We start from the raw sequence: 13846 nt of genomic DNA, 5'->3' as shown, positions 1-13846 counted from the left end.
CCACCACTCGCTTCGCTCATGGTCCCCGGCACCGGCCGCCCGGCTCCCCGACAAGCCGGGGAGGTATAAGAGTAGGCTTACTTCCCTTCGGCCGGCCCCTCATAGTTCCATACCACACGGTCGTGCAGATCCTTGCCCGCGAAAGCCTCGATAACATTCTCGCCGTCTCGTAGATCGACTTCCCAGATGGCGATGTGGTCGATGACTTTTTGCGCGCCCAAAGCCTCACCGTTCAGCGACAGTCGCACCTCATCCATATTCGAATAGACCTTCACCTTCACATGGCGGATGCGTTTGTGGATATCGCGCGGGCTGGTGATATGAACCATCAGCCTGTCCGACCAGTTGGCCTGATACCAGTAATAAGCATCTTTCTTCGTCTGGCGGTCCTCTGTTACCAGTCCCTTGTCGTTGATGGCCGGGCGATCGCCTTCGTTACGTCGGAAGGACGGAAAATCGAACGCCACCCAGATGAAGTCCGACCACAAATAGGGCCGCGCCTTCAGTTCCCGCCAGTTACCCTCGTGATAGAGCGCCTGATACTGCTCCGGGTGCCAGAAAGCTTGCGGCACCACCGCTTTCGGCGCGTCTTCCTGATGCAGGATGCTGGCCCCGGCGCCATATTCCGACACGCCGAAAATGCGTTTCGGATACTTGGCATGCAGCGCATCGGCCCACTTGCCCATGTCGGCAAAGGTATCTCCGTACCAGCCGAAATAACGGTTATAGGAAATGACATCGCTGTGGTTGGCAATGGCGTCGTCGTCGGCCAGGCAGCAGTGGGCGTAGACCGTCATGCGCGTCGGGTCCATGCTCTTTGCCGTTGTCTGCAAGGCGGCCAGTACCGGATTGGCGTCAGGAACGGTATGGCGAATCTCGTTGCCGATCCCCCACAGCGCCACCGACGGATGGTTGTAGTTCTGGGCGATCAGTTCGCGCATCTGCTGGACGGCGTTGTCCTGGAAAGCCTGTCCGGCGCTGATTTCATCGACCAGCGGCACTTCGGTGGTCAGCAATATACCCATGCGATCGGCGTCGTCATAGACGCGCTGCGTATGCTGCATATGGGCCAGGCGCAGGGCCGTGACGCCCATATCGTCCATGATCTGCATATCCTCGTCGATATCGGCATCGCTGACCGCCGTGCCTTTGCCTTTGCGGCCGGGCTGCTGCATATTGGCGCCATAGATACGGTAAGGCAGGCCATTCAGCAGGAACCCTTTGTCGGGATCGACCGTCACGGTGCGGACGCCGAGCGGCACGGTCACGCGATCATCCCCAGCCTCGACCACCACTGAATAGAGGTAGGCGTCCTTGCGGCCGGCCCACAGGTGCGGACGGCTGACCTTGAGCGCCTGTTCAACCGGCAGGGCCTGACCAGCGGCCAGCGACACGGCTGATTTGACCGAAGCGACCGCCTTGCCATCGGCGTCGAGTATACGCGTGCGCACGGTTATCTTCGCCGCCTGCGCGCTGTCATTCTTCAACAGGATGCGCGCGGCGATATCGGCCTGTAACGCGCTGATCGCCTTCGTTGTCACATAAACGCCTGGTCCGCCGTGATCCATCAGATCAACATGGACGCCACTGGTGGTGATCAGTGAGACATTGCGGTAAAGCCCGCCGAAGACGTTGAAATCACCGGTCAGGGGCGCGACCTGTGGTACGCGCGTATTATCGACCCGCACGGCGATCAAGTTGTCGCCGGCTTTCAGGGCATCGGTGATATCGAAGCGGAAAGCCGCATAGCCGCCCTCATGATGGCCCACGCTTTGCCCATTGACCCAGACATCGGTAACCAAGGCCGCGCCGTCGAATTGCAGGACATAACGCTGGCCGGCGACCGGCGTGATCTCCAGTTGGCGGCGATACCAGCCCGGTCCGCGATAATAGACGCCTTCCCGTTCGCCGCGTGATGTGTCGCCGCCCTGATTGGCGTCGCCGGCGTTGAAGGTGTGCGGCAGGGTGACAGGTTGCCAGCTATTCGCATGGAAGTCCGCCGTTTTCGCTTCCGGCACGTCGGCCTTGATGAACAGCCAATCGCTGTTGAGCGAGGTTTGCTCACGCGCCAGGACCGGCGTGGCTAGAACGAGGGTAAAGGCCAGTAGCAGGCGGACGATAGCTTTCATGACGGCGTTTCCTGTTTATTTGCCGCCACCCTATTCTGACACCGGTATCATGGCAAGGAAATTCATATGATGAATTTTAAAAAGGCGCCGCCGAATGGAAATCGATGTTCTCTCCACTGACCGGATGCGGCAGGGACAGGCGCGCGGCGTGAAGCAGCAGGCGCGGACTTAAGCGCTCGATTTCCGGCGGTGCGTAAAAGACATCACCCAGGATCGGGTGGCCGATCGCCATCATATGGACGCGCAGCTGATGCGACCGCCCCGTCACCGGCTCCAGCTCCACACGCGTCGTCTCTTCTGCGTTTTCCAACACGCGCCAGCGTGTCAGGGACGGCTTGCCGATGTCAGGATCGACCATCTGGCGCGGACGATTGGGCCAGTCGGTGATCAGGGGAAGGTCGACCTCACCGTCGCCGGTCAGTTCGCCCGCCACCACGGCGATATAACGCTTGGACACTTGCCGCTCGGCAAAGGCTTTCGACAGGGTACGGTGCGTCTCCGGCCCGCGCGCGAAGACCATCAGGCCGGAGGTCGCCATATCGAGCCGGTGCACAGTCAGAGCATCCGGATAATCGATCTGCAAACGTGTTATCAGGCAGTCCTTGTTTTCCGGCAGCCTTCCGGGCACGCTCAACAGGCCAGCGGGCTTTTCCGCCACCAGTATATGATCGTCGATATAGATGACAGGTCCTGACATTGCCCTGCCCTACAGAACCGGCCGTGCCAAGGCAAGAGAACCACAATGACATATGTCGCTTTACTTTACAGTATCGTGCTCGGCGAAGGCCGCCGGCTGGTGATGAGCGACCTCAAAGCCATTGCTGCTGGGTTGGGGGTACAAAATCCGCGCACGCTTCTGGCCACCGGCAACCTGATTTTCGAGGCCGAAGAACAGCCGGTTCCAGAGCTGGAAAGCCAACTGGAAAAGGCTTTCGCCAAGGCGATGGGCAGGCATATCGACATCATTATCCGCTCAGCGTCGGACTGGCGAAAGCAGGCGGCGAACCCATTTCCTGACAAATCGGGCGATCAGGTCTGCCTTCGTATCATGCGAGACCCACTGACCGATGCCTGCTGGAATCTGGTGCAGGAAAAGGCCATTGATGATGAGGTGTGCCGGATCAATGGCGATCTGTGGATCGCTTTTTCCGGCAAGCCCAGCGATTCCCGCCTGCTCAGCCATCTGACGACCAAGAAACTCGGTATCGGCACCATACGCAACTGGAATACAGTGCGCCGGATCAGCGAAGCTCTATAACGTCTTGCCCATGCGGACGATCGGCAGGGTCAGGCCATCCGCCATCTGCGCCTCGGTGGCCTCGATCGGTTCATAGCCATAGGCGCGATAAAGCGGAATGCCAGTCAGGGTCGCGCCCAGTTCAAAACGCCGGAAACCGGCCGCCACCGCCGCCGCTTCACAGGCTTTCAGAATTTGCCCGCCAAGCCCGCGTCGCGTCCAGCCGGGTTTGACAAAGAAGGCGCGGATGCGGGCGGCATCGGTGGCCGGATCAAGCCTGTTGTCTTCGCGGCCCGCCAGGGCATCGGCGCCATAAAGCGTCTTGCGAAAGCTCCAGCCGCCGCACGCCACGATCTCGCCGTCAAGTTCGACAACGAAATAGGTCTGGTCGATGATCAGTTGCGTATCGACGCCAAAGACCGTGCCGAGCGCCGCCTGACGTTGCGCCTCGCTGTAATCGAGTTGCAAGACCATGACCGACTCGGCGATCAGGGCTTGCAATGCCGGAATATCCGCCAGTTGGGCGGGTCGCAGCGACATTACAGACTCAAGCGATAGGCCTTGTCGGCCAGGGCTGTGTCTTCGAGTTTAGCATCGGCGATCAGCTTGAAGGCGTCCTTCGCCCGGCCCGCCTCGATGATGCGACGGCCTTCCCGGACACGGGTGCGCGCGCCGGTCTGTTCATAGCCCTGGTCATCCATCAGGAACTGCATGGCGTCGAGATCGGAGATAGCGGCATTGCTGAACAGTTCGAAATTCTTGACGAAACAGGACTTTCCGATGGATTGCAGGCTCTTGGTCAGTTGGTGGTCTTCCATGGTACGCGTCCTTGTTTACGGCAAATGGAGCAGTATCAGAGCCACCAGCGCAGGCAAGGCCTGAATGAACAGGATCGACTTTTTGACGGTGAAGCCACCGTAAAGCCCGGCCACGATCACGCAGGTCAGAAAGAATATCTTGATATAAAAACTGTCATGCCCCGCCAGCAATCCCCAGATCAGGCCGGCGGCGAGAAAGCCGTTATACAGCCCCTGATTGGCGGCCAGTTTGGCGGATTGAACGGCGAACTCCGGCGTCAGTCCGAAGGTTTTGCGGCCAAAGGGCGTCTGCCACAGAAACATCTCCAGGATCAGAAAGCCGATATGAAGCGCCGCGACAAGACCTATGATGATATTGGCGATTGTGTGCATGACCTGGTTCCCGCTGTTGATATATCGTGGCCCTGCCCTTGCCAAAGCGCAATGAAAAAAGCACTCTCCCCCCTTACCAAGGAGCGCCCCATGACCGGTATCTACGATATTCCCCTGAAGCGCATCGACGGCACGCCGACCACGCTGGAAGCCTTCAAGGGCAAGGTGCTGCTGGCGGTTAATGTGGCGTCGAAATGCGGCCTGACCCCGCAGTATGAAAGCCTGGAAGCGCTCTATCGGGAAAAGTCCGGCGACGGATTTGAAATCCTTGGCTTTCCGGCCAACAATTTTCTGGCGCAGGAACCCGGCACCGAAGAAGAGATCGCCAATTTCTGCTCGACCACCTATGACGTCACCTTTCCGATGTTCAGCAAGATCAGCGTGGTCGGCGCCGACAAGCACCCGCTCTATGATGTTTTTACGCGCGCACAGCCCGATGCCGTCAGCGCCGGCCCGATGCGCGAACGCCTGGAAAAGTTCGGCATCCCGGTCAGCCCGAAAGGCGAAGTCCTGTGGAATTTCGAGAAATTCCTGATCGGCAAAAATGGCGAGGTGGTCGAGCGTTTCGCCCCCGATGTCACCGCCGATGATCCGCGCCTCGTCGCTTCCATCGCGCGCGAGCTGGCGAAATAGTCGCGCCATCTGTCGCAAATCATCCAGAATATGCGAATTATTCGCATTATTGATTGACAGGGCGAAACAGCCTGCCTAATACCACCTCATTGAAAATAATTCGCATTATCATTTGAGGTTCCGCATGTCCGTTTCCCGCCCCCGTCTCCGCGCGCTCCTGACGGCGACATCCCTGCTCGCCGTCATGGCCAGCACTGCCGCTTTCGCCGATTCCCCCGCCGCTGACAGTGAGGTCAGGGAAGTTGTCATTATCGGCAAACGCGTGATCAAGGGGTCTGCCGGCGCCACAGGCCTCGACCTGTCCTTGCGCGAAACGCCACAATCCGTCACCGTGGTCACCGCCGCCCAGATCAAGGACTTCGCCCTTTCCGACGCCAACCAGCTTCTGGCCACCATTCCCGGCATCAATGTCGAGGCCGATGAAACTGATCGCACCTATTACAATTCGCGCGGCTTCGATATCCTCAACTTCCAGGTCGATGGCGTCGGCCAGCCGCTGGACTGGGGCCTGCAAGTGGGCGCGCTCGACACCGCCCTGTTCGACCGCATCGAGGCCATTCGCGGCGCCACCGGCATAATGACCGGCACCGGCAATCCGTCGGCCGTCATCAACTATATCCGCAAGCGCCCGACCAGGACCTTCCAGGCCGACGTCACCGCCGGTTACGGCTCGTGGAATAATGTGCGCCTGACCGCCGATGTCTCCGGGCCGCTGAACGCAGACGGCACCGTCGCCGGCCGCTTCGTCTACGCCCGCACCAACACGGACTCCTATCTCGATTATTATGGCGTTGACCGCAGCGTCTATTACGGCGTCCTCTCCTGGGACATCACCCCGAAACTGAAAGCAACAGCCGGCTATTCGCAGCAGGACAACCTGGCCGACGGCGTAAGCTGGGGCGCCCTGCCGCTGAACTTCACCGATGGTACGCCGATCAGTTACCCGGTATCCGCCAGTTCGGCGGCGCCGTGGACCTACTGGAACAGCCATGACCACCAGACCTTCGGTGAACTGTCCTACGCTTTCGATAACGGCTGGACCATCAAGGGCATCTATACGCGCAAATCCTATGATGAAGACGCCAAGCTGCTCTACCCCTGGGGCAGTCCAGACCCGGTGACCGGCCTCGGTGTGCCTGCCTACACCGCAATATATCCGTCGATTCTCAAGCAGGATATGTTCGATGTTGTCGCCAGCGGCGATGTCAGCCTGTTCGGCCGCGAACATCAGGTGGTTTTCGGCGTCAACTCTACCCATTCCTCCGCCTACAAATGGGAAGGCGAAGGCGGCGCAACCTCTTATGCGCCCATACTCGGCGGCAGCATCACGCCGCCAGCAGAACCGGCCTATGGCGCGCTCGTTTTGCAGGAACAGATCAAAACCGACACCACCCGCGCCTATGGCGCCATCCATCTGAATGTCACCGACAAGCTGACCGGCATCGTCGGGTTCAACGCGCTCAATCTGAAGGCCACAGGCATATCTTACGGCGCCGGTCAGGGCCGCTCGGAAGACAAGATCAGCCCCTATGTCGGCGCTGTCTATGACGTAAACGCCAATGTGTCGCTGTACGCCAGCTATTCGGATATCTTCAATCCACAGACCGAATCGGACATCAATCGCGTTCGCCTCGATGCCGCCCAGGGTAAAAGCTACGAAGCGGGCGTCAAATCCGAATGGTTTGACAAGCGCCTTTACGCCACCGCGTCCGTCTTCAAATCCGAGCAGTATGGTCTGGCTGAATGGGCGGGCACCATCCCCAATTCAATTGACAGCTATTATGCCGGTATCGATACCTTCGTCGAAGGTTACGAACTGGAAGTCGCCGGTAAGATTACGCCGAACTGGACCGTCAATGGCGGCTGGACCAGCCTGTCGATCAAGGACCGCGACGGCAATGACGTGCGCACCTATCTGCCGCGCAAGACCTTCAAGCTCTCCACCACCTATGGCATCCAGCAACTGCGCGACCTGAAGCTGGGCGCTGCCTGGCGCTGGCAGAGCGAGGTCTCGACCTACAGCTACGGCCCCTTCACCCAGGACGCCTATTCCGTGGTTGATTTGATGGCCAGTTTCCGCGTGGCGGATCGCATCCGCGCCAGCCTGAACATCAAGAACGCCTTCGATGAGAAGTATTTCGGCGGCCTGCAATGGGATCAGGCCTTCTATGCCGCGCCAACCAGCTACATGCTGACGCTCGACTATATGTTCTGATCATGATCGTGGCGCAGCTTATTGGCAGCCTTCTGTCCCTGTCGGGGCTGCTGGCCATTTTCCTGACCTGGCGGCGCAGGGGCGTCCGCGCCGGCCTGTGGCGCTGGGGGCTGCCCGCCGGCTGGGCGCTGCTTTGCCTCGGCCTCGGCCTCTGGATGGTCAGCACCAACACCGATCAAGGGCTGGCGCTCGGTTCGGTCGTGGTCATGGTCCTCGCCTGCGCCATACTCGCCCGACAGGGTCTTGCCCTACTTGGCAAGCCCGCCAAGGTTCAGCCCGTGCGCGAAACCGAAGCCGACGGGCTGGCGCTCGGCAAGGGATACTGGGGCCGCGCGACCATTCGTCTGGCTGGTTCCCTTCTGGTTGTGCCTGTATTCGGTATGCTGGCGGGCCTTCTATGGCGCGCCTATGTGCCGGGCGATGAGGCTGACCGTCTGATGGGGCTGGCGATTGTCGCCATGCTGGCCATGACGGCCGGTCTGGTTATCCAGCTGGCCAGCCGCCGCCCCTATCGCGCGTTTGGCGGTCTGACGGCGGTCAGCGTCATTGCCGCAGGCCTCATTTTCCTGCCCGGATTGTTTGGATAAGCCAGAATTATCATGACTAAATCGCGCACCCTCTGGCCAAAAGTCTCCGCCGCCTTCGTGGCGCAGAACCTGACAGGCCACAAGATCCTCGGCCTGGCCACCGCTGCTATCCTGTATCTGATCTGCCTGTCAGGCACGGCGACGGTCTTCTACATCGACCTGGAGCGCTGGGAGACGGCCAATGCCGCCGAGAGCCCGGACTTCCGCCCGGAGGCTGTCGCGGCCGCTTTGACGGACATGCGCTCACGTATCCCCAACGATAATAAAGAGACCGAGCTTTATATCACCGCCCCGACACAGGATTATCCGCGACTGGTGCTACAGCGCGGCGAAGCGGATGTGCGCGTCTATGACCAGCAGGGACGCTTCAGCGTGCCGGGCGAACACCCGGCGACGCACGGCATGACCGAGTTGCACGCCCAATTGCACCTGCCAGAAACCCTTGGCCTGATCGTGGTCGGCATCACAGGCATCGCCATGCTGGCCCTGATCATCGGCGGTCTGCTGGCCCATCCGCGCATCCTGAAAGACGCCTTCCTGTGGCGCCTCAACGGCACGCCGCGCGTCAACCGCGGCGACCTGCATAACCGAATCGGTGTCTGGGCGTCGCCGTTTCACATCGTCATCGCCCTGACCGGCGCGCTGATCGGCCTGTCGCAGGTCCTGGTGCTGATCACCGCTCTGACCTTTTACGGCGGCGACACGCTCAAGGCCTTCGCCTCGATCTATCCCGATATTGCCGCCAAGACCGCCGAGGGCCAGGTTTCCGGCGCGGCCTTCATCAAGGCGGTCACGACCCTGCGCCAGGCCCATCCTGACGCACACCCCAACTTCATCAGCATCAACAATCTCAATACCGATCATGAGAGCCTGACCGTCTATGCCGAAATCGAAAACCGGCTGGTCTATGGCGATACCTGGGAATTTGACGGCAAAGGCAATCTTGTCGACCAGCTCCACCTGTCCGATGGCGCCGCCGGCAAGCAGGTTTATGCCAGTATATACCGCCTGCATTTCGGCAATTTCGGCGGCATCTGGGTGCGCTGGGCCTATGTCATTCTCGGCGCCGGGCTTTGCCTGATCTGCACCACCGGCATGGATATCTGGTTGCTCAAATCCGCGCAGAAGGGCCGCCCCTATCCGCGCCTGCACAAGGTCTGGACCGGCTTCGTCTGGGCCGTGCCGACGGCCATGGCCATCGCCACCCTGACGACGATTACCGCCGTCCTCCCCTTCGTGCCGGTCTTCTGGGGCCTGACCGTGGCGCTTTCGCTGGTCGGCTTGCTGGCGACCTCACAAACCCGCCTGTCGGTAATCGGACGCTATGTCTTCGCCGGATCGCTGCTGGCGCTGGTGGCCGGACATGTGGTTCGCTTCGGCGCGGCCTCCTTTTCGCAGACCGCGCTTGGCCTTAACCTGACCCTGCTCATTCTGGCGGCGATTACCGTCAGTCTGACCTGGCGGCAAGGCCGGAAACTCTCTTCAAGTTTATGACTTTATTACAGTTTACTGGCATTTCCGGCATTTAGACCCGATGAAACCTGCCCTATCCCTGAATCAACATTCAATCTTGGGAGGTTCCTATGGGTAAAGGTATTCTGTTGTGGCTGCTGGGGGTTCCTATCCCCGTCATCATTATTCTCGCCCTTCTGTTTCATTGATCCGAGGGCACAGAATGGCACTCCCCGATCCAATCACCCCGACCGATGGCCCCAACCTCGAATCGTCAAAATCCGGCATCCACTGGGCCTCGATCCTCGGCGGCGCCGCGGCGGCAGCCTCGATTTCCGCGATACTGTTGCCGCTTGGCTCGGCGCTAGGTTTCGCCTCCACCTCCGCCTATACGCCCGGCAGCAGTCTGATTACCTTCACCGCCGGGATGGCCATCTGGCTTGTCATCATGCAGTGGGCGTCTTCCGGCGTTGGCGGCTATATAGCCGGCCGGTTACGCGTCAAATGGGCGGATACCCACAGTGATGAAGTCTTCTTCCGCGATACGGCGCATGGCTTCCTCGCCTGGGCCGTCGCCACCCTGTTCACCTTCGCGCTCGCCGCCTGCGTGGCTATGGGCGCGGTAAACGCCGGCGTTCAGGCCGGTGCAACCGTGGCTGCCGCCAGTTCGGATGATCTCGGTTATTACGCCGACACCCTCTACCGTACATCCACGGCCACTACCACGACCGATGTCACCGCCGAAACCACCCGCATCCTGGCCAATGGCGCAAAAACCGGCGTCATTCCGCCATCTGACCGCGCCTATCTGGCCTCACAAGTGGCCGCCCGCACCGGTCTGTCGCAAACCGCCGCCGAGGCCAGAGTCAACACCACTCTGGCTCAGGTCGATGCCGCCAAGGCCAAGGCGCTGGACGCCGCCGAAGCCACCCGCAAGGCGATGGCCGCTTTCCATATGGCCCTGTGCATTTCCCTGCTGGTCGGCGCCTTTATCGCTTCCGTCTCGGCCGCGCTTGGCGGCAGGCTGCGCGACAATTACTAACCTCTCGATCGCCTGCACAATCGCCGGAGCCGGATGGAGACATCCAGTTCCGGCTTTTTTGTTTGATCAGATCAAAACTATGGCATAGGTATGATGTATTATATATAGATCATAAGCAGGAAACACCCGATGCCCAAGCTCAACCGACGTCATTTCCTCGCCGCGACCGGACTGACGGCGGCTGTGGCCACATCGGCATCGGACGCCCTTGCTCAAACCCCGTCAAAAGCCCGCTTTGGCGTCACCGACCTCCGGGCGGAACAGACGACCGAGCTTCTCGGCACACAGATCCGCGAGCCGCGCCTGTCATGGCGGCTGACCGGTCCGGAGCGTGGCCTGATGCAGACGAGCTACCGTATCCGTGCCGCCTCGACACCCGATACCTCAAAGGCCGACCTGTGGGATTCCGGCGTCATCACTGCCAGTGATTGCTTCGATATCGCCTATAAGGGCGCGGCGCTGAAATCGATGCAACGCGTCTGGTGGTCGGTCGAAATCACCGACAATGAAGGCCGCAAAGCTACCGCCGCCACCTGGTTCGAGACCGGCCTGCTCGATCCGGCCGACTGGCGGGCGCAATGGATCATCGCCGAGGACAACCTCGCCGCCGGTGATCGTGCCGCCGCCCTGCAATGGATCTGGTCGCCCAAGGCGCTCGATGACCGGCTGCACGCCTTCCGGCTCGATTTCGATGCGCCGGCCAACCTTACATCCGCTGAGGTATTGATCGCCGGCAAGGACTGGATCAGGGGCGTCTGGGCCAATGAAGAAACCCTACCCCTGCCCGATCAGCCGGTGCCCAACTGGGGGACGCTGGTGCCGGTGCCTGCCAAACTCGCGCCCGGCCGGAATAGCGTCTGCGTGCTGGTCCAGGCCGAGACCACCGGCTTCTTTCCGGTCGATGGCGGCGCCTTTGCGGCGCTGATCCGGCTCCATCTGGCCGATGGCAGCATAAAGCGCTTTGTCAGCGATCTGAACTGGAAGGTGTGCCCCCTGCCACCCAAAGAATGGACACAAGCCGATTTCGACGCCAGCGGCTGGTATCATGCGCAGAAATCCGGCTCCGACGTCCAGAACGATCCGCGTCCGGCCGAGCCCGCCATGTTTTTGCGCACTGGCTTCACGCCGAAAGGCAAGGTTATCAGTGCCCGCCTCTATGCCACGGCGCTAGGCGCCTATGATGCCCATCTCAATGGCGAGCGCGTGTCACCGGCCCGTCTGTCGCCCGAAATTAGCGTGGCCCGCGACCATATCTTCTACCAGACCTTCGATGTCACGAAGCTGATCCGTACCGGTGAAAATGCCTTCGGCGTCACGGTCGGTGATGGCTGGTATGCCGGCGCCTTTGGCTGGCGACTGGAGCGCTACGGCTTTGGCCCCGCACCGCGCCGTCTGCTGGCGCAACTCCGGCTCGACTATGCTGGCGGCACGTCCGAGTGGATCGTGACCGATGAGAACTGGCGCGTGGGACAATCCCCCATCGTCACCTCCGAAATCTATAATGGCGAGGTCTACGATGCCCGTCTGGAAACGCCGGGCTGGGATATGCCCGGCTTCAAACAGACCTGGCCCGCTGTCAGGATCGGCGAAACGCCCAAGACGCGCATCCTTGCCCAGACCAGTCCGCTGCTGGTGCCGGTCGGCAAGCGCCGCGCCACGAAAATCACTCAGCCTAAACCGGGCGTCTACGTCTTCGATTTCGGCCAGAACTTCGCCGGCTGGGCGCGCCTGACCGCCAAAGGCAAGGCCGGCGAGACCATCACCTTGAAATTCGCAGAATACCTCAAGGCCGATGGCGAGGTCGATCAGGCCAATCTGCGCATGGCCAAGTGCCAAGACCACTACATCCTGCGCGGCGATACAGAGGGCGAGACCTACGAGCCGAATTTCACCTATCACGGCTTCCGCTATGTCCAGGTCGAGAACTATCCCGGCGTGCCAAAAGCGGCCGATATCGAGGGCATAGTCATCTCCACGGCCTGCAAAGTGACCGGTGACATGAAGTTCGACTCGGCGCTGATCCAGCAGTTCTGGAATAACGCCATGTGGAGCCAGCGCTCCAACTTCTTCGCCGTGCCGACCGATTGCCCGCAGCGCGACGAGCGCATGGGCTGGATGGGCGATATCCAGGTCTTCCTCGATGCCGCCGCCTTTAATATGGAGGCCGATCCGTTTATCCGCCGCTTCCTCACCGAGGTGCGCGCCGCCCAGACGCCCGAGGGCGCCTACCCGATCGTCGTGCCGCAGCCCCTGTCCTTCCCCGATATCGTGACGGCGGGCTGGTCGGAGGCTGGCGTCATCCTGCCGTGGACCCTGTGGAAGCGCTATGGCGATACCGCCGTGGTCAACGAGAACTGGGGCGCCATGACGGCTTGGATGGATTACCTGCTCAGGCATAATCCGGACTATATCTGGCGTCACGAACGCGGGCTTGATCTCGGCGACTGGCTGTCGGTCGATGCCGTCAAGCCCGACGACGAAACAACGCCGCGCATCCTCTGCGCCACCGCCTACTGGGCCTATTGCGCCGACCTGATGACCGACATGGCCAGGGCGACAGGCCGCACCGATCTGGCGGCGAAATACAGCGACCTGCGCGCCAAAATCGGCGCGGCCTATGCCAGGGAATTTATCGACGCCAACGGCAAGGCCGGCAATGGCAGCCAGACCTCGCAGGTGCTTTCCCTGCATTTCAACCTTGTGCCCGCCGATCGCATCGCCGGCGCCTCGAAAGTGCTGGCCGACGAGATCCGGGGCCGCGGCATGAAGCTTTCGACCGGCTTCCTCGGCACGCCCTACCTGCTCGATGCCCTGGCCGATACCGGCCAGTTGGAAGTCGTCTCCGGGCTTCTGTTGCAAACCGGGAAGCCGTCTTGGGGCTACATGCCATTGCACGGCGCCACCACCATGTGGGAACGCTGGGACGGCGATACCGGCGATCTGGCGATGAACAGCTACAACCACTATGCCTATGGCGCGGTCTGCGGCTTCATGTACCGCCGTCTGGCCGGTTTGACGCCTGCTTCGGCCGGTTTCCGCACCCTGCGCGCCGAACCGATCTATTTACCGAAGGCGGGCACCGTCAGCGCCACCTATGACTCGTGCCTGGGCCGGATGGCCGGGCGCTGTGAAGGCGATGCCGGCGGCCTGAAGCGCTACGACCTGACCGTGCCGCCCAATGCCACGGCCGAGGTCATCCTGCCCGAAGGCATGTGGCGTGAAGGCGGCCAGTTGCTCGATGGTCACGCCGACATCCGCAATCTGCACCGCGACAACGACAAGGTCAGTTTTGAGGTCGGTTCCGGCAGTTATCGCTTCAGAAATGATCGATAGTGAATAATTTTGCGTAAATTTGACTTTT

The 13846-nt window shown here is 60.8% G+C and carries 12 protein-coding genes; 7 read left to right on the top strand and 5 right to left on the bottom strand.

Annotation, left to right across the window (positions count from 1 at the left end; translation table 11 throughout):
• Positions 1-77 precede the first annotated feature (77 nt).
• Together VL130_RS17775 and VL130_RS17770 are read right to left on the bottom strand one after the other, a co-directional pair.
• Entirely contained in the window at positions 78-2129 is a 2052-nt protein-coding gene (locus VL130_RS17775; protein ID WP_325365033.1) for a glycoside hydrolase family 2 protein, read from the bottom strand.
• Between the two features lie 76 nt (positions 2130-2205).
• Positions 2206-2826, bottom strand: coding sequence for a pseudouridine synthase (locus VL130_RS17770; RefSeq protein WP_325365031.1), 621 nt, complete (start codon positions 2824-2826; stop codon positions 2206-2208).
• 45 nt (positions 2827-2871) lie between these two features.
• On the opposite strand from VL130_RS17770, the gene VL130_RS17765 reads away from it, so the two are divergent.
• Entirely contained in the window at positions 2872-3387 is a 516-nt protein-coding gene (locus VL130_RS17765; RefSeq protein ID WP_325365030.1) for a DUF1697 domain-containing protein, read from the top strand.
• On the opposite strand, the gene VL130_RS17760 is transcribed toward VL130_RS17765, so the two are convergent.
• The 3 genes from VL130_RS17760 to VL130_RS17750 are packed head-to-tail and all read right to left on the bottom strand — an operon-like array spanning position 3382 to position 4556.
• Positions 3382-3906 (bottom strand): GNAT family N-acetyltransferase, encoded by a 525-nt coding sequence (locus tag VL130_RS17760; protein ID WP_325365029.1) that lies wholly within the window; start codon positions 3904-3906, stop codon positions 3382-3384. The genes VL130_RS17765 and VL130_RS17760 overlap by 6 nt on opposite strands.
• Positions 3906-4184, bottom strand: a complete 279-nt coding sequence (locus tag VL130_RS17755; RefSeq protein ID WP_325365028.1) for a hypothetical protein — start codon at positions 4182-4184, stop codon at positions 3906-3908. Before VL130_RS17755 ends, VL130_RS17760 begins: the two co-directional genes overlap by 1 nt.
• A 15-nt stretch (positions 4185-4199) precedes the next feature.
• Positions 4200-4556: a DUF1304 domain-containing protein gene (locus VL130_RS17750; RefSeq protein WP_325365026.1), complete on the bottom strand. Its 357-nt coding sequence runs from the start codon at positions 4554-4556 to the stop codon at positions 4200-4202.
• Between the two features lie 90 nt (positions 4557-4646).
• On the opposite strand from VL130_RS17750, the gene VL130_RS17745 reads away from it, so the two are divergent.
• The 6 genes from VL130_RS17745 to VL130_RS17720 all read left to right on the top strand — a co-directional run bounded on the left by VL130_RS17745 (position 4647) and on the right by VL130_RS17720 (position 13818).
• Positions 4647-5189, top strand: coding sequence for a glutathione peroxidase (locus VL130_RS17745; protein ID WP_325365024.1), 543 nt, complete (start codon positions 4647-4649; stop codon positions 5187-5189).
• A 124-nt stretch (positions 5190-5313) separates the two neighbouring features.
• Positions 5314-7404 carry a TonB-dependent siderophore receptor gene (locus VL130_RS17740; RefSeq protein WP_325365022.1) on the top strand — a complete coding sequence of 697 codons (2091 nt, stop codon included), beginning with the start codon at positions 5314-5316 and terminating at the stop codon, positions 7402-7404.
• An 8-nt stretch (positions 7405-7412) separates the two neighbouring features.
• Complete coding sequence (locus VL130_RS17735) at positions 7413-7991, top strand: hypothetical protein (RefSeq protein ID WP_325365020.1); 579 nt, start codon at positions 7413-7415, stop codon at positions 7989-7991.
• Positions 7992-8003: 12 nt separating this feature from the next.
• Complete coding sequence (locus VL130_RS17730; RefSeq protein ID WP_325365018.1) at positions 8004-9485, top strand: PepSY-associated TM helix domain-containing protein; 1482 nt, start codon at positions 8004-8006, stop codon at positions 9483-9485.
• Between the two features lie 181 nt (positions 9486-9666).
• Positions 9667-10485, top strand: a complete 819-nt coding sequence (locus VL130_RS17725) for a hypothetical protein (RefSeq protein ID WP_325365016.1) — start codon at positions 9667-9669, stop codon at positions 10483-10485.
• 129 nt (positions 10486-10614) lie between these two features.
• Positions 10615-13818 (top strand): family 78 glycoside hydrolase catalytic domain, encoded by a 3204-nt coding sequence (locus VL130_RS17720; protein WP_325365014.1) that lies wholly within the window; start codon positions 10615-10617, stop codon positions 13816-13818.
• The last annotated feature ends 28 nt before the right edge of the window (positions 13819-13846 follow it).

The organism is Asticcacaulis sp., assembly GCF_035497195.1.
GTDB lineage: Bacteria > Pseudomonadota > Alphaproteobacteria > Caulobacterales > Caulobacteraceae > Asticcacaulis.
This window is presented reverse-complemented; position numbering and strand designations above follow the sequence as displayed.